Consider the following 24,128-nt stretch of genomic DNA (forward strand, 5'->3'; position numbering starts at 1 on the left):
ATGCCTACTGTCTGTTTGAATAATTAAAGAGCTATTGCTATCTCTAAAATACAAGAGAAAAAAATGATAAATATAATGATATTTAAAAAATATCAAAAAAAATATTATTTATTAGTTATCGTATATATTGCTAAATTATTGGGAAAATGTTAAAATTACTGTGGGTATTGGTGCCAATTACTACTCATAGGTATAAATAGATTTTTATAATATAAACATATATGAATATATGATTTTCGGTGAGTAGTTATTTGTTCATCTATATTGCAAAAAATAATTATTTGGAGGTTGCTCTCGAAAATGAAAGGCAAACAACAAGAGTTTCGAACAGAAAAGTTCATTCGTTACGGTATTCGTAAGTATAGTTTTGGTGCAGCATCAGTAGCGATTGCTGCTGGTTTACTATTTCTAGGAAATGGTGCAGTTTCAGCAGCAGAAGCTCAAGTGACTTCTGGAGCGAATTTGGAAACTACTGCTAGCCCAGAAAATAAAGCAGGAACCAGTGATCAAGCAGTGAAACCAGAGGTTTCTGAAAAAGAAACACAAGCGGAAGAGACAAAAAAAGTAAATAGAGACATTCTAGAGGCGAGTATCTCTGGTTTGGAGTCTAAATTATCTTCTGCAAAATACGCGGATGCAAATGTTATTGCAACTGCAAATGAAGTTCTAGGGAATGCTAAAGAAGCTCTAGGGAAAATAGATGCAAATCAAGCTGAAGTTGATCGTCAAGCTGCTAAGGTATCGGCTCTTACAACAGTCGTGAATGAAGCCAATCATACTGGTTTTGATAAAGTTGTTGAAGCTAGAAAAGAAGAGGCAGCAAAAGCAACGGAATCAGAAGATAAATCACTGTCTTTAGTAACTAAAGTATTGACTCAAGTATCATCAGAAGCTGAAGTAACTAACAGATTAGCAGAAAATGAACTTGAAAAACAAGAAGTTAAGGAAGAAAATAAAGCAGCTATTTCTGCTGCTGTTGCTAAGAACCAAGCTATTCTTTCTGAAACAAAATCATTTTTAGCAGATAAGAGCGTAACAAAAGAACAAGTAGATGCGCAACTTGAACGTTTGAATGAATCGATTCTTGCGGTATATGATGAACTTAAAAAAGCAGGTCTTGATCGTGATGGAAGATTCGCTGTAGCTCTTTCAGCTAATGAAGGGTATACAGCTGCTTCTACAGAATTAAGAAAAGAAAATGGAGAATTCGCTACTGCAACAGGTAAATCTTACAAAGTTTTAGACGGTAATAGCAACTATAAAATTTATGTTCGTGGTTATCAATCAGATAATACAGATGTAGCTGCAGCAAACAATGGTAAAGCTGGGACAAGTGGACGTACAGATATTCCATTATCTAAAACAGAAGCTCAAAAAGTAGGACGTGAAGCAGAACTATGGAAAGGCAAACTTCGTGTCACTGGTAAATCTAACAACAATAATACATGGGGTGCAGGTGGTGCTTACGAATACTTAACCACAGAAATCTACGGATATACATATGAGCAAGGAAACCACTATGTATATATCACTGATGCTAAAAAACGTTTCACTTTATCACCAGAAGCAGAAGCTGCGGGATATAAAATTAAAGATATCCAACTAAGTAACTTAGTTCCTGGTACAGGATATAATGAAAAAACAGATACTGTAGAAGGATACGTAGCATCGAACCTTCAAAATGGTGTTTATGATATGCGTTATATCGTTACAGTTGAAAAAGATGGTCAATCTCAACAAGTTACTTTCCGTGACTTAACAGCTGGATGGATTGGATGGCAAGACTCAACAGCTCCATTAATTAAAGGTACATCTACAATGGTCACAATTGGAGATGAAGTGAACCATAATATTAAATATGTTGATAACGATGGTGTGAATAAGGATACTCGTGCTAACTATGCTCGTACTGATGGAACTCCATTTACAGCTGGTTCTGAAGCAGCTCCATCATCTACAGCTAAAACAGCAGACTTCACAGCTGTTGATGGTAGTAAAGTAAGAGCGATGGCAAATCCTCAAACAGTTACGGCTCACACTACATTAAATGGAGTATATACAGGAAAAGACACACCTATTAAGGATGTTGTTCCTGGTTTAGATTATAATCCACAATCAGGTACTGTTCACGGTACAGCAACAGAAGCTGGGATCTTCACTGTAGCAGCATATGCTAAAGACTACAACGACTCCACAAATGCTAAGAATGTTGACTGGAATATGTATGGTCAAGAAGCTCATGAAAATATTACGATTGCAGTAGCACCAAAAGTTACAGTATCTAACGTAGAAGCTTATGCAACAAAAGTTCCTGTAACAGTATCTAATGGTGCTAATAAAGCAGAAATTACAATGCCAGATGGAACAGTTACAAAATTAGTTGTAAAAGACGGTAAATGGACTGTAGCAGAAGGAACAACGAATACTGCTGTTAAAGCAGGAGATCAATTAGGAGATGCATCAACAACAGCAACTTCTAATTTCAATCTTCCAGTAACATCTGATTCTACGCAATATGTTGGAGTAGATAGTATTGTAGCGAAAGCAACTACTGATAAAGTTCGTGCGGACTTACAACGTGAAGTTGTGAAAGTGAAAGATGCAAATAATAAAGAATATACAGCTACATTTAATAGTGCAACTGGTAAATATGCTCTTGCAAATGAAGATGCCTATGTCCTAAAAGACAATGGAGATGGAACTACAACATTAACAGAACGTCGTGTTTATACAGATGCAAAAGCAGATGGAAGTGTTGACTACATTGTATACGAATTCACTCGTACATGGAATACAACTTCAAATGCAGCTACTTTAACAGAAAAAGTTGCAGAAATTCGTAAAAATGGTGAAGTAACAGCGGTCGGTGATGTAACACGTACAGTTACTACATTACCAAAAGCGCAAACAACTAATGCACAAGGGGTTACTGTTACAGTAACTTATGATTCAGCAACAGATAAATGGACTGCTTCTGACGGTTCGACTGTTACTGCAGAAAAATCAAATGCAGGATGGAAGATTTCTACAGATTCTGGATTCAAAGGATATGTAGCATATCGTGAAGCATCAAGTACAGATGTAGCATCTATCCAAAACGACAAACCAGCGGGAACATCAACAAGTTACGCAGATACACAAGGAAATTCTGTAGATTTATTGAAATCACCTAAAGCAAATGTAGCGTTTGAAGATAAAATTGACGATGAGTCAGATGATGCACAGTCTGAAACAATTAAAACTAAATTAACGGTAACTTCACCAAGTGGAGCGAAAAAAGAATTTAACTTAGCAGAAGCAGAAGAAAAAGCATATATTCAAGCACAACGTACTGCAGCAGAAAAAACAAAAGCTGCAGCAGAAGCGGTTGCGAACGCTCGAGGAGCAAATAATGAATTAGCGAAAATTCAAGAATTAGTAGACCGTCAAGATAGAATAGTAGAAGATGCTCAAAAAGCTTTAGATGATTTAAATCTTCGTACAATTTCACCAACAGCGAGAGATTTAGCTGAGAAGAAATTAAATGCGGCAAAAGAACAACAAGCTTCACTAAAAACAGAATTAGATAAAGCGGTAGCAGCATTACCTGGTGTAGAAGCAAAAGTAAAATCAGCTCGTGATGAGGCTCTTGCAGCTGAAAAAGCTGTAGAAACAGCTCGTGGAGCATTAAAAACAGCAGCAGAGAAGAACTTAGCAAACCCAGAAATCGCAGCATATACTCTAGGTGAGTATGGAAGTTACAAAGTAACAGTAAGAGCTGTTGATTCAAACGGTGTTGTAACAACTCCAACAGTAGGAAAAACAGATTCAGGAGAAGTTACAGAAGATGCAGTGGCAGAAACAACTTACTACATCGTAGTTTCTAAACCTGAAAAATCTTCTGGTGCAGAAGGTCAAGAACAAACTGATTCAATGGAAAAAGGATTCAAGACTGGTTTACCAAATGATGCAGAAGTATCTGACTACAAACTTGTTGATCCAGAATCAGGTAAAAAAGTAAGTTCTGTAACTACAAGTGAAGGTACTTATGAAATTGATGAAAACACAGGTAAAGTGAACTTCACACCAGCTCCAGGATTTATCGGTACGGCTAAACCATTAACAGTTTCAGCTAATGTAACCTTAACAGGAGATGATGGAGAACCAGTAGTAGTAGAATCTTCAACTACTTACACACCAACTGTATACGGTGTTAAACCATCAAATGATGAAACTAAAGGAAAACAAGGACAAACTCAAGAATCTAAATCAGGAAAAGATCGTTTCTCTGAATTAAATACAGGAACTAACACTCCAGATGGTACAAATGTAGACTGGTCTACAGCTAAGTACTCACTAGAAGGTGCTGATGAAGAAGGCAAAGTTGTGGTGCCAGGAGAAGGAACATATACAATTGATGAGACTGGTAAAGTAACATTTACACCAGAACCAAGCTTTAAAGGTAAAGCACAAGGAGTAGAGGTTAAAGTAGCTTTAACAGCAACAGACTCAGAAGGAAATAAAGTTGAAGTTACATCTAGTGGAGACTACACTCCAGAAGTGGAAAAAGTAGAACCAACTGCAGAACCAAAAGAGACAAGTGGAAAACAAGGTAAACCACAAACTCAAGATACAACTACAATGTTTAAAGAAGGTGACGAATCAGCACCAATCAATAAATCAACAGTGAAACTTGTAGACCCAACAGGTGCAGAAGTAACAACAATGCCAGCTCTTAAAGATGGAAAAGAAGTGGGTACTTATACTTTAGACCCAGAAACTGGCGTAATTACATTCCAACCAAATAAAGATTTCACTGGAACACCAGACCCAGCGAAAGTAACTGCAGCAGACAAAAACGGAACAAAAGTAGAAACAACTTATACTCCAACTGTGACTCCAGTAGTACCAGAAGGACAAGATAAAACTACGACAAACCTTCAAGGAAAACCTCAACAAAGTAAAGTAGTCTTTACACCAGGGGACGATGAATTCCCAATCGACGATAAAGTGCCAGCGACGTTCGAAGATGGAACGACTACAAAAGTAGTACCAGGAGAAGGAACTTATACAGTAGACCCAGATGGAACAGTTCACTTCCAACCAGAAAAAGACTTCACAGGTGTAGCAAAAGGTGTAACTGTAAAACGTGTTGATACAAATGGAACGCCAGCTACTGCAAAATACACACCTATTGTTAAACCAGTAGTACCAGAAGGATTCGATAATGTGACTACAGGAGTACAAGGTCAAGAACAAAATGGTAAACCTTACTTCAAACCAGGTAATGAAGCAGTACCAATCGATTACGATAAACCAGCAACATTACTTGACCCAGAAACGAAGCAACCTGTTCCTTCAAATGAACTTCCAGCGAAAGATCCAGAAGGAAATGTAATCGGTAAATATACTTTAGATCCGACTACAGGAGTAGTGAAATTCACACCAAAAGATAAAAGTTATGTAGGATCAGTACAACCAGTAACAGTTCAACGTGTAGATAAAAATAATACTCCGGCAACAGCTGAATATACTCCAGTAATCGTAGGGGTTAAACCAACGGCTAAGCCAGCTGAATCAACGGATGTACAAGGTGCAACTCAAAAACAACCTATTATATTCAAAGGTGGAACTGCAGATTTAGAAGATCCAGCTGGAAATCCAATTAAATCAGATCCGGTACCGATTAATCAAGGTTCAGTTACATTAGTAGGTGAAAATGGAAAACCAACTGATGAAGTAGTTGTAAAAGATCCAAAAGATCCAAATAAAGTAATCGGTAAGTATACTCTTGTAAAAGAGCCTGGTAAAGATCCAGTTGCAGTATACACACCAGAAGACAAAACATATGTAGGACAAGTTCCACCGGTAACTATTCAAGCAGCAGATATGAATGGAACTCCAGTAAGAACAACGTACACACCTAACATTAAACCTGTTAAACCAACAGCAACACCAGCTGAAACAACAGATGTTCAAGGTAAAGCACAAACAGGATTGCCAGAATTCAAAGGTGGAAAAGTAACAGTTAACGATGAAGAAAAAATTGTTCCGATTGATGAAACAAAAGCTCCAAAACTAATTGATCCAACAACAGGACAACCAACTGATAAAGTTGTAGTTGAAGGTGAAGGAACATACACAATCGAAGATGGTAAAGTGAAATTCCAACCAGAACCACAATTTACAGGAACAGCTACAGGAGTAGAAGTTCAACGTGAAGATACAAACGGAACAGCTGTAAAAGCTAAATACACTCCAACAGTAACTCCAGTTAAACCAACAGGAGAAGACGTAACATCAGAAGATGTACAAGGTGTACCTCAAACAGGAACACCAGTATTTAAAGGTGGAGATAAAGAAGTTCCGATTGATGAAACAAAAGCTCCAAAACTAATCGATCCAGAAACAGGAAACCCAACTGATAAAGTTGTAGTAAAAGATGAAGGAACATATACTATTGACGAAGATGGTAACATAACTTTCACACCAGAACTGCAGTTTACAGGTCAAGCAACAGGAGTAACTGTTCAACGTCAAGATACGAACGGAACAACAGTTCAGGCGAAATATACACCTAAAGTTAAAGGTGTAACACCAACAGCAACACCAGCTAAATCTAAAGATATTCAAGGTAAACCACAAACAGGATTACCAGAATTCAAAGGTGGAACAGTAACGGTTAATGGTGTACCAAAAACTGTTGAGATTGATGAAACAAAAGCACCAAAACTGATTGATCCAGAAACAGGAGGACCAACTGATGAACCAGTAGTAATTCCTGGAGAAGGAACATACACAATCGAAGATGGTAAAGTGAAATTCCAACCAGAACCACAATTTACTGGAAAAGGAGAAGGTGTAGAAGTTCAACGTGTTGATAAGAATGGAACGCCAGTAACAGCTAAGTATACTCCAAAAGTAGTGCCAGTAACGCCAACTGGAGAAGATAAGACATCAGTAGGACCTAAAGGTCAACCACAAACAGGAACACCAGTGTTCGAAGGTGGTTCAGTGAAAATCAATGGAAAAGAAGAAACTGTTGAAATTAATAAGGATGTTCCAGCTAAACTAGTTGATCCTAAGACAGGTGATCCAGTTGATTCTGTAACAGTTGAAGGAGAAGGAACATACACAATCGATAAAGATGGTAAAGTAACATTCACACCAGAACCAGAATTCCTAGGGACAGCTACAGGAGTAACTGTACAACGTGTAGATAAGAACGGAACAGAAGTAACGGCTAAATACACTCCAACAGTAACACCAGTAACAACAACTGTAGACAAAGCTACAGAAGGACCTAAGAATACTCCTCAATCTGAAACTCCAGAATTTACAGGTGATGTTGATGTGAATGTACCACCAACATTTGCTGATGGATCTACAACAATGGTAGTACCGGGAGAAGGAACTTACACAATCGACGAAAAAGGTAAAGTAACATTTACTCCGGAAGAAGGGTATGTAGGTACTACAGAAGGTGTAACGGTAGTTAGAAAAGATAAGTTAGGTAATACGATTACTGCGACTTACACACCAACAGTTCGTCCAACTACAGATTATGTAGATGAAAATGGTAAACCAATTCCAGGATTCCCAGAAGAAGATGGCGTTCAAGCTAAACTAGATATTCCGGAATATGAATATGTCGAAACAATAGTAGACCAAGAAGGAAACACAAGACATATCTATAGACAAGTTTTAACGTTCTATAAAGATAAAGAAGGAAATGAAATTCCAAAAGTTCCAACTGAAAAAGGAGAAAAACCTAAGAAAGATTCAATCCCAGGCTATCGCTTCGTAGAAACTAAGAAATTACCAAATGGAGATACAGAGCACGTATACGAAAAAGTTACTACATTCCACAAAGACAAAGAAGGAAACGAAATCCCAGGCTATCCAGTAGAAAAAGGTGACCAACCTAAGAAAGATATCCCAGGCTACAGATTCGTAGAAACAAAACCACTTCCAAATGGAGATGTCGAACATGTCTACGAAAAAGTTAACACATTCCACAAAGATAAAGAAGGAAATGAAATTCCAGGCTATCCAGTAGAAAAAGGTGACCAACCTAAGAAAGACATTCCAGGGTATAGATTCGTAGAAACTAAGAAACTTCCAAATGGAGATATCGAACACGTATACGAAAAAGTTAACACATTCCACAAAGATAAAGAAGGAAATGAAATTCCAGGCTATCCAGTAGAAAAAGGTGACCAACCTAAGAAAGACATTCCAGGATATAGATTCGTAGAAACGAAGAAACTTCCAAATGGAGATGTTGAACACGTATACGAAAAAGTAATGCCACCAGCTCCAATGCCGGTTGAACCAAGTAGACCAACTTCATCAGAGACACCAACTGTACAAGAAGTACCTGCTATGCCTGAGCAATCTAAATATGTTGAAGGTCAAAAAGAATTGCCAAATACAGGTACAGCAAATCATGCTAATCTAGCAGCACTTGGACTTCTCGGAGTCTTGAGTGGATTTGGACTTGTAGCTCGTAAGAAGAAAGATGACTAATCTTTCTAAGCGCTGTTAATGTATAAGAATTGACAGATAATCCTTAAAACCGATGGAGCATACGCTTCATCGGTTTTTTGTCATTTTAATAAGACGGAGATTGACTACTATGATGCTGAAAATCTCTTATGAAGTAATTGAGAATTATCTGTTCTTCTTTTAGAAAAAATATGGTATAATAGAGAGTAAAAACTTTGAAAGAAAGAAAAATATGAATTTAAAAGATTATATTGCAACGATTGAAAATTATCCAAAGGAAGGTATTACCTTCCGTGATATCAGTCCTTTGATGGCTGATGGTAATGCCTATAGCTACGCTGTTCGTGAAATCGTTCAGTATGCTACTGACAAGAAAATTGATATGATTGTAGGGCCAGAGGCTCGTGGATTTATCGTGGGTTGTCCAGTTGCCTTTGAGTTGGGAATTGGTTTTGCACCAGTTCGTAAACCAGGTAAATTACCACGCGAAGTCATTTCTGCTGACTACGAAAAAGAATACGGGGTTGATACCTTGACTATGCATGCTGATGCCATCAAGCCAGGTCAACGTGTTCTTATTGTAGATGATCTCTTGGCAACAGGTGGAACTGTTAAGGCAACTATCGAGATGATTGAAAAACTTGGTGGTGTTGTGGCAGGTTGTGCCTTTCTGGTGGAATTAGATGACTTAAAAGGCCGTGAAAAAATCGGTGACTACGATTACAAGGTTCTGATGCATTATTAAAGAAAAACAGTCCCTAGGGCTGTTTTCTCTACATTAGGATATAAAAATAGACTATAGCTAGTTAGAGAAAAACTATAATTGAAAACTATATCTTCTTACAGTATAATAAAGGAAAGAAATGTTTAACATTGGATAGTTAAATACCTACCGCGATTCCCGAAAGACTACAGTTAGGAGAGAGTTATGCCGATACGAATTGATAAAAAACTGCCAGCTGTTGAGATTTTAAGGACAGAAAATATCTTTGTCATGGATGACCAACGAGCGGCTCATCAAGATATTCGTCCTTTGAAGATTTTGATTTTGAATTTAATGCCCAAAAAAGTGGTTACAGAGACCCAGTTGTTACGGCATTTAGCAAATACTCCTTTGCAATTGGACATAGACTTCCTCTATATGGAGAGTCACCGTTCCAAGACAACTCGTGCAGAGCATATGGAAACTTTTTATAAGACCTTTAGAGAAGTGAAGGATGACTATTTTGATGGGATGATCATTACTGGTGCCCCGGTTGAACATCTACCTTTTGAAGAAGTGGATTATTGGAAAGAGTTTAGTCAAGTGATTGAATGGTCTAAAACCCATGTTTACTCTACTCTTCATATTTGTTGGGGTGCCCAAGCAGGTCTGTATCTTCGCTATGGAGTAGAAAAGTATCAAATGGATAGTAAGCTATCTGGGATTTATCCGCAAGATACTTTGATAGAAGGACATCTCCTTTTTAGAGGTTTTGACGATAGTTATGTGGCTCCACATTCTAGAAATACAGAGATTTCTAAAGAAGAGATATTAAATAAGACCAATTTAGAAATTCTGTCGGAAGGCTCCCAAGTTGGTGTCTCCATCTTGGCTAGTCGGGATTTGCGTGAAATTTATAGTTTTGGACACTTAGAGTATGATCGCGATACCTTGGCAAAAGAGTATTTTCGTGATTGTGAGGCTGGATTAAATCCGCATATTCCAGAAAATTACTTTAAGAATGATGATATTCATCAAACCCCTTGTCTCTGTTGGTCTTCATCTGCAGCTCTCTTTTTCAGTAACTGGGTTAACTATGCTGTCTATCAAGAAACACCCTTTGATTGGAGAAGTATTCAAAATGATGCATCTGCATTTGGCTATTTATAAGAGGAATTATGACATACTTAGACGCTTTTAAATCAGGGAACTTGATTTTGCCGAGTGCCCTGCTCTTGCATTTTAAGGAACTCTTTCCTTCCAGTGATGATTTTCTGGTTTGGCAATTTTTCTATTTACAAAATACGTCCGCTATGGAAGAATTGTCTCCGAGTCAAATTGCTGAGACTATTGGAAAAGAATTGGCGGAAGTCAATCAAGCTATTTCCAATTTGACCGAGAAGGGTTTACTTCAGTATAGGACTATTGAGTTAAATGGTGAAATAGAGCTTATTTTTGATGCGAGTCCGGCCTTAGAACGCCTGGATGAGTTACTAGATGTTGGTAAGTCGAAGGTTGAGCAGTTGACTCCTCAAAATCAACTAAAAGACTTAGTTGAAACCTTTGAGCAGGAACTGGGTCGCTTGTTGACCCCGTTTGAAATTGAAGATTTGACTAAAACTGTAAAAGAAGATGGAACAAATACTGATGTAGTTAAGGAAGCTCTTCGGGAAGCTATTTTAAATGGGAAAGCTAACTGGAAGTACATTCAGGCTATTTTACGGAATTGGCGTCACGAGGGGATTAGAAGTGTGGCTCAAGTAGAAGCTAAACGGGCAGAAAGAGTAGCAAGTCAGCCACAACAAACACCAGTATCCGAAGATTTTCTAGATGCAATGAATCTCTGGAAGGATTAGGCTTTGAAACTAGTCTAGCTATCCGAGTAAGATTTGCAAGCTGTGTTTAATTATGATAAAATAAGAAGAAAATAAATTTTAAAAAGAGGTATGTGAAATGTCACGTAAACCATTTATCGCCGGTAACTGGAAAATGAACAAAAATCCAGAAGAAGCAAAAGCATTTGTCGAAGCTGTTGCATCAAAACTTCCTTCATCAGAACTTGTTGAAGCAGGTATCGCGGTCCCAGCTCTTGATTTGACAACAGTTCTTGCTGCTGCTAAAGGGTCTAACCTTAAAGTTGCTGCTCAAAACTGCTACTTTGAAAACGCAGGTGCCTTTACTGGTGAAACTAGCCCACAAGTTTTGAAAGAAATTGGTACTGACTATGTAGTAATCGGCCATTCAGAACGTCGTGATTACTTCCATGAAACTGATGAAGACATTAACAAAAAAGCAAAAGCAATCTTTGCAAACGGTATGCTTCCAATCATCTGTTGTGGGGAATCACTTGAAACTTACGAAGCTGGAAAAGCTGCTGAATTCGTAGGTGCTCAAGTATCTGCAGCATTGGCTGGATTGACTGCTGAACAAGTTGCTGCATCAGTTATCGCTTACGAGCCAATCTGGGCTATCGGTACTGGTAAATCAGCTTCACAAGATGACGCACAAAAAATGTGTAAAGTTGTTCGTGATGTTGTAGCTGCTGACTTCGGTCAAGAAGTTGCGGATAAAGTTCGTGTTCAATACGGTGGTTCTGTTAAACCTGAAAACGTTGCTGAATATATGGCTTGTCCAGACGTTGACGGTGCCCTTGTAGGTGGTGCATCACTTGAAGCAGAAAGCTTCTTGGCTTTGCTTGACTTTGTAAAATAATTTGAAGCAAAAGCTAAGTGGAACGGCATTTAAATGCTTGTTCCATTTTTTATAGGAGAATACAGATTGAAATTGATAATTAGAAAGCTTGGTCTAGCAAGTGTCTTGTTATTAGGATTAGCAGTCAGTCAAGTATCTGCTAATGAAACTGAAACAACAACTTCTTCTTCGGAAGAAAACAGTATTCAGGCTTCTTTAAACAAGGTAGAAAATCAAAATACGCAACCTTCAAAAAAAGATCAGGCGGATAACAAGACTGTAGATACAACAAAAAAGCAAGAAGCGAAAAAAGAAACACCTTCTACTAATCAGAAAACAGTAAGTAAAGAAAAAGCTGATGAGACTAATCAACGTAATCAGAAAGAAGAAATCAAACCAGCTCAGAAGCCTGCGCATTGGGAAGGTGATTACTACATTAAAGCTGATGGTTCTATGGCCAAGAATGAATGGATATACGATAATACCTACAAAAGTTGGTTTTATCTAAAGTCCGATGGTCGCTATGCCCGAAATGAATTACAGGGGAACTACTACCTTAAATCAGGCGGCTACATGGCCAAGAATGAATGGGTTTTTGATCAGACTCGTCAGGCTTGGTTTTATCTAAAATCTGATGGTCGCTTTGCTCAAAATGAGTGGAAGGGGAGCTACTATCTTAAATCGAATGGATACATGGCCAAGAATGAATGGGTCTATGATCAAACATATAAGAGTTGGTTTTATCTAAAATCGGATGGTCGTTATGCTCAGAATGAATGGAAAGGGAACTACTACCTTAAATCAGGTGGTTATATGGCCAAGAATGAATTCATTTATGATGATGCCTATAAGAGTTCTTTCTATTTTAAGTCTGATGGTGCTTATGCGAATCAAGAATGGCAAAAAGTGGATGGCAAATGGTACTACTTTAAGAAGGGCGGATATTTAGTTAAGAATCAGTGGCAGGGCAATTATTACTTAAATGCTCAAGGCGTAATGATGCAAAATGAATGGTTATATGACTCAACTTACTCTTCTTATTTCTATTTGAAATCCGATGGCTCTTATGCAAATCAAGAATGGCAAAAAGTGAATGGTAAATGGTACTACTTCAAAAAATGGGGTTACATGGCTAAAAATGAGTGGCAAGGTAATTACTATTTGACAGGTAGTGGTGCCATGGCTACTGGTGAGTTAGTCATAGATGGTGTTCGCTATATTTTTGCAGATTCGGGAGAATTAAAAGAAAAGAAAGATTTGAACTCTGGCTGGGTTAACAAAAATGGTAAACGTTATTTTTATAATCGTAGAGAAGAGCAAGTCGGTACTGATCAAGCCAAAAAAGTAATTGATATCAGTGAACACAACGGCCATATCTCTGATTGGAAAAAAGTAATTAATGAAAATGGAGTAGATGGAGTTATTGTCCGTTTAGGCTATAGCGGTGCTGAAGACAGGCAATTGGCATACAACATCAAAGAGTTGAACAGATTAGGAATACCTTATGGTGTTTATCTCTATACCTACGCTGAAGATGAGACAGATGCCGAAAATGACGCCAAACAAACTATTGCACTGTTGAAAAAATACAATATGAATTTGTCTTATCCTATCTATTATGACGTTGAAAACTGGGAGTACAATAATAAAACTAAAAAAGCTCCAACAGATACTAGAACCTGGGTTAAGATCATCAATAAGTATATGTCAAAAATGAGACAAGCGGGTTATCAAAATGTGAAAGTTTATAGTTACCGTAGTCTATTACAAACACGTTTAAATCATCCTGATATTCTAAGACATGTCAATTGGGTCGCAGCCTATACAGATGGACTTGATTGGACAAATCCATATTATTCTGGAGCAAAAGGTTGGCAGTATACATCTACTGAATCTCTAAAAGGAATTCGAGGAAATGTGGATGTTAGCGTCTGGTATTAAACCCTAAATTGGAAGAAGTAGTATGCATTTATGTTGCATACTCTTTTTCTTTTGATTACATTATTTTATAATTTGAAAAATTTTAGCAAATACCAAGTATCTTTAGTAAAAATCTATTTACGAAAAGTCGGAAAAATGACACATGCTGCATAATAAAAAGACACTTGAAAGGGGTTTATTTTATCACTTTTTTCTCTAATAAATCTTTAAATTATCAGTCTATTGCAACTTTTCTCATATGAGCCTTTTGGCTTGATATTATTTTTTCATAGTAGTATACTAAGGATGTAATCACTAATATGTGGTTGCTTAGAAAAATAATGAATGAGGTATAAATAATGGTTGAAATTAAAAAAGAAGCAGTAAAAGATGTAGCAACACTAACTAAGGCAGCACCAGTAGCTTTGGCTGAAACAAAGGCAGTTTTAAACCAAGCTGTAGCAGACTTGTATGTAGCTCACGTTGCTTTTCATCAAGTACACTGGTATATGCGTGGACGTGGCTTCCTAGTATGGCATCCAAAAATGGATGAATACATGGATGCTCTTGATGGTCACTTGGATGAAATCAGCGAACGTTTGATTACACTTGGTGGCAACCCATATTCTACTTTGACAGAATTCCTTGAACACAGTGAAATTGAAGAAGAAGCTGGTGAATACCGTAATGTTGAAGAAAGCTTGGAACGTGTACTTTCTATCTTCCGTTACTTATCAGAGTTGTTCCAAAAAGGTTTGGATGTAACTGATGAAGAAGGTGACGATGTAACAAACGGTATCTTTGCAGATGCCAAAACTGAGACGGATAAAACAATCTGGATGCTTGCAGCAGAACTTGGACAAGCACCTGGTTTGTAAGAGGTTTAATAAGTATATGAAAATCTGTAAGATTCATCTTACAGATTTTTCTATTTTAGAAGCTATTCCAAACCAGTCTTTTTTTTAGTTTTTTGATAAAATAGTAGTATCAGTAAAAAGGATGGAAGTATGACTAAGAAAATCGTAGCTATTTGGGCCCAGGATGAAGAGGGGGTAATCGGTAAGGACAATCGTTTGCCTTGGTATCTACCCGCAGAATTGCAACACTTTAAAGAAACCACTCTCAATCATGCGATTTTGATGGGACGAGTTACTTTTGATGGAATGGGACGTCGTTTACTTCCACAACGGGAGACTTTGATTTTAACTCGTAATGCAGATGAAAATATGGATGGGGTTAATATTTTTAATAATATTGAGTCTGTATTGGACTGGTATCAAAGTCAAGATAAGAATCTCTATGTCATTGGTGGAAAGCAAATTTTTCAAGCTTTTGAACCTTATCTAGATGAAGTGATTGTAACTCAGATTCATGCTAGGGTAGAAGGAGATACCTATTTCCCTGAGGATTTTGATTTGTCTCTTTTTGAGACTGTCTCAAGTAAATTCTATGCTAAAGACGAGAAAAATCCTTATGATTTTACTATCCAATACCGAAAGAGAAAGGAAGTCTAATGGAACGGAGTATATTTGGTTTTTTCACGGCCTTGCTGTGTTTTGTATGTGTACTAGCAGGTGCGCAAGCTTTTCGTAAAAAACGCTATGGACTTTCTGTCCTCCTTTGGTTGAATGCTTTTACAAATTTAGTGAATAGTGTCCATGCTTTTTACATGACCTTATTTTAGATAGAATGACAAGATAGAACGGAAGGAAATCATGCCTACAAATAGGAAAAATGATATGATGGTTTATTGCTCGTTTTGTGGTAAAAGCCAAGAAGAAGTACAAAAAATAATCGCAGGGAACAACGCCTTTATTTGTAATGAATGTGTAGAGTTAGCCCAGGAAATCATTCGTGAGGAGTTGGCTGAGGAAGTTTTAGCAGACTTGTCTGAGGTGCCAAAACCTATCGAACTTCTTAATATCTTGAACCACTATGTAATCGGCCAAGATCGTGCAAAACGTGCCTTGGCAGTAGCGGTTTACAATCACTATAAACGTATTAATTTCCATGATACTCGTGAAGACAGTGAAGATGTAGATTTGCAAAAGTCAAACATCTTGATGATTGGCCCAACTGGTTCAGGGAAAACTTTTCTTGCTCAGACTTTGGCTAAGAGCTTAAATGTGCCTTTTGCGATTGCAGACGCCACAGCATTAACTGAAGCAGGTTATGTCGGCGAGGACGTAGAAAATATCCTCCTTAAACTCTTGCAGGCTGCTGACTTTAATATCGAGCGTGCAGAACGGGGCATTATCTATGTGGATGAAATTGATAAGATTGCTAAGAAAAGCGAGAATGTCTCGATTACACGTGACGTTTCTGGTGAAGGGGTTCAACAAGCTCTCCTCAAGATTATTGAGGGAACTGTAGCTAGCGTTCCACCTCAAGGTGGACGTAAACACCCACAACAAGAGATGATTCAAGTAGATACCAAGAATATACTCTTTATTGTAGGTGGTGCTTTTGATGGAATTGAAGAGATTGTCAAGCAACGTCTGGGTGAAAAAGTAATTGGTTTTGGACAAAATAATAAAGCTATTGATGAAAATAGTTCTTATATGCAAGAAATCATTGCTGAAGATATTCAAAAATTTGGTATCATTCCAGAGTTGATTGGACGTTTACCGGTCTTTGCTGCTCTCGAACAGTTGACAGTGGATGATTTGGTTCGTATCTTGAAAGAGCCAAGAAATGCCTTGGTTAAACAATACCAAACCTTACTTTCATATGACGATGTTGAGTTGGAATTTGACGATGAAGCGTTGCAAGAAATTGCCAATAAAGCTATCGAACGTAAGACAGGTGCACGTGGTCTTCGCTCGATTATCGAAGAGACCATGTTGGATGTCATGTTTGAAGTACCGAGTCAGGAAAATGTGAAATTGGTTCGTATCACCAAAGAAGCTGTCGATGGAACGGATAAACCAATCCTAGAAACAGCTTAGAGGTGACTATGGAAATCAATACACATAATGCTGAAATTTTGCTGAGCGCAGCAAACAAGTCCCATTATCCGCAGGATGAACTACCAGAGATTGCCCTTGCAGGTCGTTCAAATGTAGGAAAATCAAGTTTTATCAATACAATGCTTAACCGCAAGAACTTAGCTCGAACTTCTGGGAAACCAGGTAAGACGCAACTTCTTAATTTCTTTAACATTGACGACAAGATGCGTTTTGTGGATGTACCTGGCTATGGATACGCTCGCGTTTCCAAAAAGGAACGTGAAAAGTGGGGGCGTATGATTGAGGAGTATTTAACAACTCGCGAAAATCTTCGTGCGGTAGTTAGTCTAGTGGACCTTCGTCATGACCCGTCGGCTGATGATGTCCAGATGTACGAATTTCTTAAGTATTATGAGATTCCGGTTATCATTGTTGCGACTAAGGCGGATAAGATTCCACGTGGCAAATGGAATAAGCACGAATCGGCTATAAAAAAGAAATTAAACTTTGATCCAAGTGATGACTTTATCATCTTTTCATCTGTAAATAAGGCGGGGATGGAGCAGGCTTGGGATGCAATCTTAGAAAAATTATGAGGTAAAACAATGGCTAAAACAATTCATACAGATAAGGCTCCAAAGGCTATCGGACCTTATGTTCAAGGGAAAATCGTTGGCAATCTTCTGTTTGCTAGCGGTCAAGTTCCTCTTTCTCCAGAAACTGGGGAGATTGTAGGAGAGACTATTCAAGAACAGACAGAACAAGTTTTGAAAAATATTGGTGCTATTTTGGCAGAAGCAGGAACAGATTTTGATCATGTTGTCAAAACAACTTGTTTCTTAAGTGATATGAATGACTTTGTTCCTTTTAATGAGGTTTACCAAACGGCCTTTAATGAGGAATTCCCGGCTCGTTCAGCTGTGGAGGTAGCTCGTCTTCCTCGTGATGTAAAAGTAGAAATTGAAGTCATCGCAGAGATTGGCTAGCTAGTTGAGTTGAAGTTTGGTTATACCAAGCTTCTTTTGATATAAGGAGAGAAAAATGACAAAGAAACAACTTCATCTGGTAATTGTAACAGGGATGAGTGGTGCAGGAAAAACAGTAGCCATTCAATCTTTTGAGGATCTAGGTTATTTTACAATTGACAATATGCCTCCAGCCCTCTTGCCCAAATTTTTACAGTTGGTAGAGACCAAAGATGATGATCATAAGTTAGCTTTGGTAGTAGATATGCGGAGCCGTTCCTTCTTTTCAGAAATCCAGGCAGTCCTAGATGGTTTAGAAAATAAGGAAGGATTAGATTTTAAAATTCTCTTCTTGGACGCTGCAGATAAAGAATTGGTAGCTCGTTATAAGGAGACGAGACGAAGTCATCCCTTGGCTGCAGATGGTAGAATTTTAGATGGGATCAAGTTAGAGAGAGAACTCTTGGCCCCACTTAAAAATATGAGTCAAAATGTGGTGGATACAACAGAATTAACACCACGGGAACTTCGGAAAACCATAGCAGAGCAGTTTTCAGACCAAGAGCAGAGTCAATCTTTCCGTATTGAAGTCATGTCCTTTGGTTTTAAATACGGAATTCCTATTGATGCTGATTTGTTATTTGATGTTCGTTTCTTGCCCAATCCCTATTATCATACAGAATTACGCAATCAGACAGGTTTGGATAATCCTGTTTATGACTATGTCATGAATCAGCCTGAGTCAGAGGACTTTTATCAGCATTTGTTAGCTCTGATTGAGCCTATCTTGCCAAGTTACCAAAAAGAAGGTAAGTCAGTATTAACCATTGCGATGGGCTGTACTGGTGGACAACATCGGAGTGTAGCCTTTGCCAAACGCTTAACGGATGATTTGTCTAAAAATTGGCCTGTAAATGTGAGTCACCGAGATAAAGACAGAAGAAAGGAAACGGTAAACCGTTCATGAGAAAACCTAAAATTACGGTAATTGGTGGAGGTACTGGAATCCCTGTCATTTTAAAAAGTCTGCGTGAAAAAGATGTTGATATTTCAGCCATTGTAACGGTAGCTGATGATGGTGGTTCATCTGGTGAACTTCGTAAAAATATGAATCATTTGACACCACCAGGTGATCTCCGTAACGTCTTAGTGGCTATGTCTGATATGCCAAAGTTCTATGAAAAGGTATTTCAGTATCGTTTTTCTGAGGATGCTGGTGCCTTTGCTGGTCATCCGCTGGGAAATCTTATCATTGCTGGCTTATCTGAGATGCAGGGATCAACCTATAATGCAATGCAGTTGTTGAGTAAATTTTTCCATACGACGGGTAAAATTTATCCATCTAGTGATTATCCCTTGACTCTTCATGCTGTCTTTAAAGATGGGACTGAAGTAGCTGGGGAGAGTCATATTGCAGATCACCCAGGAATGATTGACCATGTCTATGTGACCAATACTCTTGAAGATGAGAAACCAGAGGCTAGTCGTCGAGTCGTTAATACGATTCTTGAAAGCGATATGATTGTCTTAGGCCCAGGATCCCTCTTTACTTCCATATTGCCCAATATTGTGATTGAAGAAATCGGCCAAGCTCTTCTTGAAACTAAGGCTGAGATTGCCTATGTATGTAATATCATGACCCAACGCGGTGAAACGGAACACTTTACTGATAGTGATCACGTGGAAGTATTGCATCGTCATCTTGGCAGACCTTTTATTGATACTGTGTTGGTCAATATTGAAAAAGTGCCTCAAGAATATATGAATTCCAATCGTTTTGATGAATATTTAGTTCAAGTAGAGCATGACTTTGCTGGTTTGTGTAAACAAGTACCACGAGTCATTTCATCTAACTTCCTACGGTTGGAAAATGGTGGGGCTTTTCATGATGGCGATTTAATTGTTGATGATTTGATGCGGATTATACAGGTGAGAAAATGAGTTTTACAGTTGCAGTAAAAGAAGAAATTTTAGGTCAGCATCATTTGAGTCGTCATGAACTAGCCGCTATTATTAAAATGTCTGGTAGCATTGGTCTATCGAGTTCTGGTTTAACCTTATCAGTCGTGACAGAAAATGCCAAGCTTGCTCGTCATCTATATGAGTCTTTTCTTCATTTCTATAGCATCAAGTCTGAGATTCGCCATCATCAAAGGAGCAATCTTCGCAAGAATCGGGTTTATACCGTTTTTACAGATGAAAAGGTGCAGGACTTATTGAGTGATTTACATTTGGCCGACTCTTTCTTTGGCATAGAAACAGGTATTGACGAGGCGATTTTATCGGATGAGGAAGCTGGTCGAGCTTATCTATGTGGCGCTTTCTTGTCAAATGGGAGCATTCGTGACCCTGAGTCAGGTAAGTACCAGTTGGAAATCAGTTCAGTTTACTTAGACCACGCGCAAGGGATTGCCTCTCTTCTCCAGCAGTTTTTACTGGATGCTAAGGTTCTTGAGCGCAAGAAGGGAGCTGTGACTTATCTCCAGCGTGCCGAAGACATTATGGATTTCTTGATAGTCATCGGAGCCATGGAGGCGCGTGATGATTTTGAGCGGGTTAAGATTTTGCGAGAAACCCGTAACGATCTCAATCGGGCTAATAATGCTGAAACAGCGAATATTGCTCGGACAGTTTCTGCCAGCATGAAGACCATCAACAATATCAGCAAAATCAAAGATATCATGGGCTTAGAAAATCTGCCAGTGGATTTGCAGGAGGTAGCGCAATTGCGGATTCAGCACCCAGACTACTCTATCCAGCAGTTAGCAGATAGCCTCAGCACCCCTCTGACCAAAAGTGGTGTCAACCACAGACTCAGAAAGATAAACAAATTAGCAGATGAACTATAAAACCACGAATCGCATTTGACTCGTGGTTCTTTTCTTATAAACTGGTTGAGTGTTTTGGTTGCACTTTTTGTTCAGGGTCAATGTAGTTGATGGCATTGTTGACAGCGGTTGGAGCTTCACCAAGACCTGTCGCAATGAGATCAATTTTGCCGTCATAGTAGCAGCAGTCACCGATAGCATAGATACCTGCTCGGCTGGATTCCTGTTTACTGTTAACGATAATCTTGTGGCGGTTGAGGTCCAGACCCCAGTTTTTAAGGTTACCGACAGAAGATTTGAAACCATAGTTGACAAATAGGTGATCTAGGTCAATAGTTTCTGTTTCATCAGATTTGACTTTTGTGATTTCAAGTTTACCGAGCGTTTTTCCATCTCCAAGGAGTTGGCTAGGGACGAATGGTGTCTTGATGGTCACAGATGATTCCTGTAAGGCTTGGACACTGTGTTCCAAGGCGCGGAAATTATCTCTGCGGTGAACAAGGGTAGTTGGCGCAATTTTTTCAAAAGCCAAAGCCCAATCCACAGCCGAGTCTCCTCCACCAAGAATCGTCACTTTCTTACCAGCATATTGCTGGATGTTGGAAACGTGGTAGTGGATATTTTCATAGCCTTCAACGCCTTCTAGTTCCAGAGGACGTGGTTTGAAGGCACCCCCACCCATAGCGATGATAACTGTTTTAGACAGATGACTTCCTTTAGAAGTTGTGATGGCAAAGCCTTCTTCTTGTTTTTCAATCTCAAGAACCGTTTCGTTGAGATGAATAGGGGTATCAAAGCCATTTAATTGCTCGATTAGACGGTTAGTCAACTCTTCTCCAGTCAGGTTTGGGAATCCCGGTACGTCTAAAATTTCCTTTTCAGGATAGAGAATGGCAGGTTGTCCACCGAGTTGGGGAAGAGAGTCGATGATTTGGACCTTGGCTTGGCGTAGATGAGCATAGAAGGCTGCAAAAAGCCCGACAGGACCACCACCTACAATGGTAATATCATAGAGTTGAGACATGGTTTCTCCTTTGTTTTTTCTAGTTAGTTTATTTTATCATATTTTAAATTAAATTAGAAAATATGATTCAAATTCTTTTTAAGATAGTTTTCGAGCTAGTTCATCGAAAAGCTATTATTGGAATTCACCAATAGGGTTAAAATCTTTAACTTTTGAAGATTTAGCAATAATCTCGAATTGACCATCAGATTTTTCATAACCGATGGTAATCGTAGTTTTATCATCGGGTAATTTCTTTGCAAACTCAGAGATACTCATGCGAACTAACACAATATCGTTATTTTGATCTCTTGTAGCAGAATTTGAATTTAGAGCTTCTAAAGATTTTCTGTAAGATTCTTTAGTTTCTCCAATTATCGAAATCTTGATATTATCATGTGGTTCAGTATTATCTGGTGTCGTGATATTATTTTCAATTGAAATAGTAGCTGCTTCAGTATTACCAGGATTTAAACGACCTTTGAGTAAGGAAGTCACTTCTTTGTATTGACTGTTATCTGGCTTCGTTTTCTCGATAGACGAGGTAGAAGTGCTTTGCTCTGTTTTGGGTTGTTCCTTGTTTTCAGAGATAGTTGATTTGTTATTTGAGCAAGCTACTAAAACAGTAGCAGAAATAAAGATGATTGATATTGAGAATAGTTTTTTCACAGTTTTAATCCTTTCGAAATGCTTATGCTTCTGTGCTTTATTTTTGATTCATGAAAAGTCATGACTAAAGTTAGATTATACCTATTAAAAAAATTTTTGTAAAGTTTTTGATTGGACTTTGATTAAATAAAGTTATAAGAATGTTCATTTTAACCTTATTTTTACCCACACTTTTTCTTAAACTCTTTTCTTTTTTGAATGGGCTGTTTTAAAATCTATTAAAGAAATTTCAGAAACATGATATAATAGAAAAGAAACTGTTTGAATGGAGAGGAGATAGTGGATGAATTTTCAACAATTATCCAACCCGCAGTATTGGTCTAGCATATTTTCTGGTCCTTGGAGTATCGCCATTAATATCTTTGATATTTTGATTGTTGCCTATATTTTATATCGTTTTACAAAAGCGATAGCAGGTACCAAGATTATGATTCTGGTACGTGGGGTAATTATTTTTGTATTGGCGCAATTTGTGGCGAATATCCTCGGTTTAACGACTATTTCTTGGTTGATTAACCAGATTATTACTTACGGAGTTATTGCTGCAGTGGTAATTTTTTCTCCAGAAATTCGAACTGGCTTGGAACGCTTAGGTAGAGCGACAGATTTTTTCTCTAATTCTACAATCAGTGCAGAGGAGCACATGATTCGCTCTTTTGTCAAGTCTGTAGAATATATGAGTCCGCGTAAAATTGGGGCTCTTGTTGCTATTCAACGTGTACGTACCTTGCAGGAATACATATCTACAGGAATTCCATTAGATTCTAAAATCTCAGCGGAACTCCTTATCAATATTTTTATTCCCAATACACCGCTACACGATGGAGCTGTAATTATACGTGATAATCGTATTGCCGTAACATCAGCTTATTTACCTCTTACTGAAAGTACGGGAATTTCTAAGGAATACGGGACTAGACACCGGGCTGCAATCGGTTTATCTGAGGTATCGGATGCTTTGACCTTTATCGTTTCAGAGGAGACAGGGGGCATCTCAATTACTTATAACGGTGTGTTTAAACATAACTTAAGTCTTGAAGAATTTGAAGCAGAATTACGTGCTCTTCTTTTACCTGTGGTTGAGGAAAAAGTGAGCTTCAAGGAGCGTTTGTTAGGAGGTTGGAAATATGAGAAAAAATAGTCTATATATTGTTTCCTCTCTCTTTTTTGCTTTTGTATTATTTGTCTATGCGACATCTACCAACTTTCAAAATAGTAATACTGCTAGGCAAGTAAAGTCTGAGACCTATAGTAATACCATACCAAACGTACCAATTGATATTCAATACGATAATGATCAATATTTTATCAGCGGATTTGCTTCAGAAGTATCTGTAGTATTGACAGGTGCCAATCGGGTTACCTTAGCTAGTGAAATGCAAGAAAGTACAAGGAAATTTAAAGTAACAGCCGATTTGATAGATGCCAGTGTTGGAACGATTGAAGTTCCTTTGAACATCGAAAATCTTCCAAGTGGATTGACTGCTGTGGTAACACCTCAAAAGATCACAGTTAAAGTTGGTAAGAAGGTTAAGCGAGATGGGATGCTTGTTGTGCCACAAGTTGATCAGAGTCAGATTGATCCCAAGCTACAAATTGATAGTATAACAGTGTCAAATGAACGTGTTTCTGTCACAACTGACCAAGAAACATTAGCCAAAATAGATCGCATTATTGCGCTTTTACCAACCAGCGAACGCATAACAGGTACTTACAGTGGTTCAGTACCATTGCAGGCAATTGACCGCAATGGTGTTGTATTACCAGTAGTTATCACTCCATTTGATACGATAATGAAGGTGACTACAAAACCAGTAGCACCAAGTTCAAGTACATCAAATGCAATTACAAGCAGTTCGTCGGAGACATCTTCATCGACGAAAGCAACTAGTTCAAAAACGAATTAAAAATAGA

Annotated in this window: 19 protein-coding genes; 17 read left to right on the top strand and 2 right to left on the bottom strand. The window is 38.2% G+C overall.

The features are described 5' to 3' along the window. Nucleotides 1-300: 300 nt before the first annotated feature. The 15 genes from HMPREF1117_RS08595 (at nucleotide 301) to whiA (ending at nucleotide 20,563) form a co-directional block, all read left to right on the top strand. The gene (locus HMPREF1117_RS08595) at nucleotides 301-8,508 is read left to right on the top strand and encodes a YSIRK signal domain/LPXTG anchor domain surface protein (protein ID WP_000676869.1); all 8,208 of its coding nucleotides are present in this window, start codon (nucleotides 301-303) and stop codon (nucleotides 8,506-8,508) included. A 211-nt stretch (nucleotides 8,509-8,719) separates the two neighbouring features. Further along, a complete protein-coding gene (locus HMPREF1117_RS08600) occupies nucleotides 8,720-9,232 on the top strand; it encodes an adenine phosphoribosyltransferase (RefSeq protein ID WP_001049317.1) in 513 nt (170 codons plus the stop codon). Between the two features lie 183 nt (nucleotides 9,233-9,415). After that, nucleotides 9,416-10,360 carry a homoserine O-acetyltransferase MetA gene (gene metA, locus HMPREF1117_RS08605; RefSeq protein WP_001122701.1) on the top strand — a complete coding sequence of 315 codons (945 nt, stop codon included), beginning with the start codon at nucleotides 9,416-9,418 and terminating at the stop codon, nucleotides 10,358-10,360. Between the two features lie 8 nt (nucleotides 10,361-10,368). Continuing rightward, nucleotides 10,369-11,046: a DnaD domain-containing protein gene (locus tag HMPREF1117_RS08610; protein WP_000221585.1), complete on the top strand. Its 678-nt coding sequence runs from the start codon at nucleotides 10,369-10,371 to the stop codon at nucleotides 11,044-11,046. A gap of 97 nt (nucleotides 11,047-11,143) precedes the next feature. Beyond that, nucleotides 11,144-11,902 carry a triose-phosphate isomerase gene (gene tpiA / locus HMPREF1117_RS08615; RefSeq protein WP_000087904.1) on the top strand — a complete coding sequence of 253 codons (759 nt, stop codon included), beginning with the start codon at nucleotides 11,144-11,146 and terminating at the stop codon, nucleotides 11,900-11,902. A gap of 66 nt (nucleotides 11,903-11,968) precedes the next feature. Beyond that, nucleotides 11,969-13,822: a GH25 family lysozyme gene (locus HMPREF1117_RS08620; protein WP_000766868.1), complete on the top strand. Its 1,854-nt coding sequence runs from the start codon at nucleotides 11,969-11,971 to the stop codon at nucleotides 13,820-13,822. Nucleotides 13,823-14,160: 338 nt separating this feature from the next. Continuing rightward, on the top strand, nucleotides 14,161-14,679 hold the full coding sequence (locus HMPREF1117_RS08625; protein WP_000229342.1) for a Dps family protein: 519 nt from the start codon (nucleotides 14,161-14,163) through the stop codon (nucleotides 14,677-14,679). Nucleotides 14,680-14,808: 129 nt separating this feature from the next. Next, entirely contained in the window at nucleotides 14,809-15,315 is a 507-nt protein-coding gene (locus HMPREF1117_RS08630) for a dihydrofolate reductase (protein ID WP_000162477.1), read from the top strand. Beyond that, a complete protein-coding gene (locus HMPREF1117_RS08635; RefSeq protein WP_000442256.1) occupies nucleotides 15,315-15,485 on the top strand; it encodes a hypothetical protein in 171 nt (56 codons plus the stop codon). The genes HMPREF1117_RS08630 and HMPREF1117_RS08635 overlap by 1 nt, the downstream gene beginning before the upstream one ends. Before the next feature lie 31 nt (nucleotides 15,486-15,516). Further along, on the top strand, nucleotides 15,517-16,749 hold the full coding sequence (gene clpX / locus HMPREF1117_RS08640; protein WP_001142895.1) for an ATP-dependent Clp protease ATP-binding subunit ClpX: 1,233 nt from the start codon (nucleotides 15,517-15,519) through the stop codon (nucleotides 16,747-16,749). A gap of 8 nt (nucleotides 16,750-16,757) precedes the next feature. Then, nucleotides 16,758-17,345: a ribosome biogenesis GTP-binding protein YihA/YsxC gene (yihA, locus tag HMPREF1117_RS08645; RefSeq protein WP_000405201.1), complete on the top strand. Its 588-nt coding sequence runs from the start codon at nucleotides 16,758-16,760 to the stop codon at nucleotides 17,343-17,345. 9 nt (nucleotides 17,346-17,354) lie between these two features. Continuing rightward, nucleotides 17,355-17,735 (top strand): RidA family protein, encoded by a 381-nt coding sequence (locus HMPREF1117_RS08650; protein WP_001140423.1) that lies wholly within the window; start codon nucleotides 17,355-17,357, stop codon nucleotides 17,733-17,735. A 55-nt stretch (nucleotides 17,736-17,790) separates the two neighbouring features. After that, nucleotides 17,791-18,681 (top strand): RNase adapter RapZ, encoded by an 891-nt coding sequence (rapZ, locus tag HMPREF1117_RS08655; protein WP_000163049.1) that lies wholly within the window; start codon nucleotides 17,791-17,793, stop codon nucleotides 18,679-18,681. After that, nucleotides 18,678-19,655 (top strand): YvcK family protein, encoded by a 978-nt coding sequence (locus HMPREF1117_RS08660; protein ID WP_001231062.1) that lies wholly within the window; start codon nucleotides 18,678-18,680, stop codon nucleotides 19,653-19,655. The genes rapZ and HMPREF1117_RS08660 overlap by 4 nt, the downstream gene beginning before the upstream one ends. Continuing rightward, a complete protein-coding gene (whiA, locus tag HMPREF1117_RS08665) occupies nucleotides 19,652-20,563 on the top strand; it encodes a DNA-binding protein WhiA (RefSeq protein ID WP_000011263.1) in 912 nt (303 codons plus the stop codon). Before HMPREF1117_RS08660 ends, whiA begins: the two co-directional genes overlap by 4 nt. A 34-nt stretch (nucleotides 20,564-20,597) precedes the next feature. On the opposite strand, the gene HMPREF1117_RS08670 is transcribed toward whiA, so the two are convergent. Together HMPREF1117_RS08670 and HMPREF1117_RS08675 are read right to left on the bottom strand one after the other, a co-directional pair. After that, nucleotides 20,598-21,566, bottom strand: a complete 969-nt coding sequence (locus HMPREF1117_RS08670; protein ID WP_000081012.1) for an NAD(P)/FAD-dependent oxidoreductase — start codon at nucleotides 21,564-21,566, stop codon at nucleotides 20,598-20,600. Between the two features lie 114 nt (nucleotides 21,567-21,680). Beyond that, entirely contained in the window at nucleotides 21,681-22,214 is a 534-nt protein-coding gene (locus HMPREF1117_RS08675) for a hypothetical protein (protein WP_000732825.1), read from the bottom strand. Between the two features lie 283 nt (nucleotides 22,215-22,497). On the opposite strand from HMPREF1117_RS08675, the gene cdaA reads away from it, so the two are divergent. Both cdaA and HMPREF1117_RS08685 read left to right on the top strand, forming a co-directional pair. Next, entirely contained in the window at nucleotides 22,498-23,355 is an 858-nt protein-coding gene (cdaA, locus tag HMPREF1117_RS08680) for a diadenylate cyclase CdaA (protein ID WP_001011087.1), read from the top strand. Next, complete coding sequence (locus tag HMPREF1117_RS08685; protein WP_001230943.1) at nucleotides 23,342-24,121, top strand: CdaR family protein; 780 nt, start codon at nucleotides 23,342-23,344, stop codon at nucleotides 24,119-24,121. The genes cdaA and HMPREF1117_RS08685 overlap by 14 nt, the downstream gene beginning before the upstream one ends. Nucleotides 24,122-24,128: the final 7 nt, after the last annotated feature.

Origin of the sequence: Streptococcus sp. SK643, from assembly GCF_000259505.1 — a bacterium.
In the GTDB taxonomy this organism is placed as follows: Bacteria; Bacillota; Bacilli; order Lactobacillales; family Streptococcaceae; genus Streptococcus.

Excerpts from the sequence above, each read along its gene's own strand:
- HMPREF1117_RS08670 (WP_000081012.1), bottom strand. The coding sequence starts at position 21,566 with ATGTCTCAACTCTATGATATTACCATTGTAGGTGGTGGTCCTGTCGGG.
- HMPREF1117_RS08610 (WP_000221585.1), top strand. The coding sequence starts at position 10,369 with ATGACATACTTAGACGCTTTTAAATCAGGGAACTTGATTTTGCCGAGT.
- HMPREF1117_RS08660 (WP_001231062.1), top strand. The coding sequence starts at position 18,678 with ATGAGAAAACCTAAAATTACGGTAATTGGTGGAGGTACTGGAATCCCT.
- clpX (WP_001142895.1), top strand. The coding sequence starts at position 15,517 with ATGCCTACAAATAGGAAAAATGATATGATGGTTTATTGCTCGTTTTGT.
- yihA (WP_000405201.1), top strand. The coding sequence starts at position 16,758 with ATGGAAATCAATACACATAATGCTGAAATTTTGCTGAGCGCAGCAAAC.
- tpiA (WP_000087904.1), top strand. The coding sequence starts at position 11,144 with ATGTCACGTAAACCATTTATCGCCGGTAACTGGAAAATGAACAAAAAT.
- HMPREF1117_RS08630 (WP_000162477.1), top strand. The coding sequence starts at position 14,809 with ATGACTAAGAAAATCGTAGCTATTTGGGCCCAGGATGAAGAGGGGGTA.
- HMPREF1117_RS08625 (WP_000229342.1), top strand. The coding sequence starts at position 14,161 with ATGGTTGAAATTAAAAAAGAAGCAGTAAAAGATGTAGCAACACTAACT.
- HMPREF1117_RS08685 (WP_001230943.1), top strand. The coding sequence starts at position 23,342 with ATGAGAAAAAATAGTCTATATATTGTTTCCTCTCTCTTTTTTGCTTTT.
- cdaA (WP_001011087.1), top strand. The coding sequence starts at position 22,498 with ATGAATTTTCAACAATTATCCAACCCGCAGTATTGGTCTAGCATATTT.
- whiA (WP_000011263.1), top strand. The coding sequence starts at position 19,652 with ATGAGTTTTACAGTTGCAGTAAAAGAAGAAATTTTAGGTCAGCATCAT.
- HMPREF1117_RS08595 (WP_000676869.1), top strand. The coding sequence starts at position 301 with ATGAAAGGCAAACAACAAGAGTTTCGAACAGAAAAGTTCATTCGTTAC.
- HMPREF1117_RS08650 (WP_001140423.1), top strand. The coding sequence starts at position 17,355 with ATGGCTAAAACAATTCATACAGATAAGGCTCCAAAGGCTATCGGACCT.
- HMPREF1117_RS08600 (WP_001049317.1), top strand. The coding sequence starts at position 8,720 with ATGAATTTAAAAGATTATATTGCAACGATTGAAAATTATCCAAAGGAA.
- metA (WP_001122701.1), top strand. The coding sequence starts at position 9,416 with ATGCCGATACGAATTGATAAAAAACTGCCAGCTGTTGAGATTTTAAGG.
- rapZ (WP_000163049.1), top strand. The coding sequence starts at position 17,791 with ATGACAAAGAAACAACTTCATCTGGTAATTGTAACAGGGATGAGTGGT.
- HMPREF1117_RS08635 (WP_000442256.1), top strand. The coding sequence starts at position 15,315 with ATGGAACGGAGTATATTTGGTTTTTTCACGGCCTTGCTGTGTTTTGTA.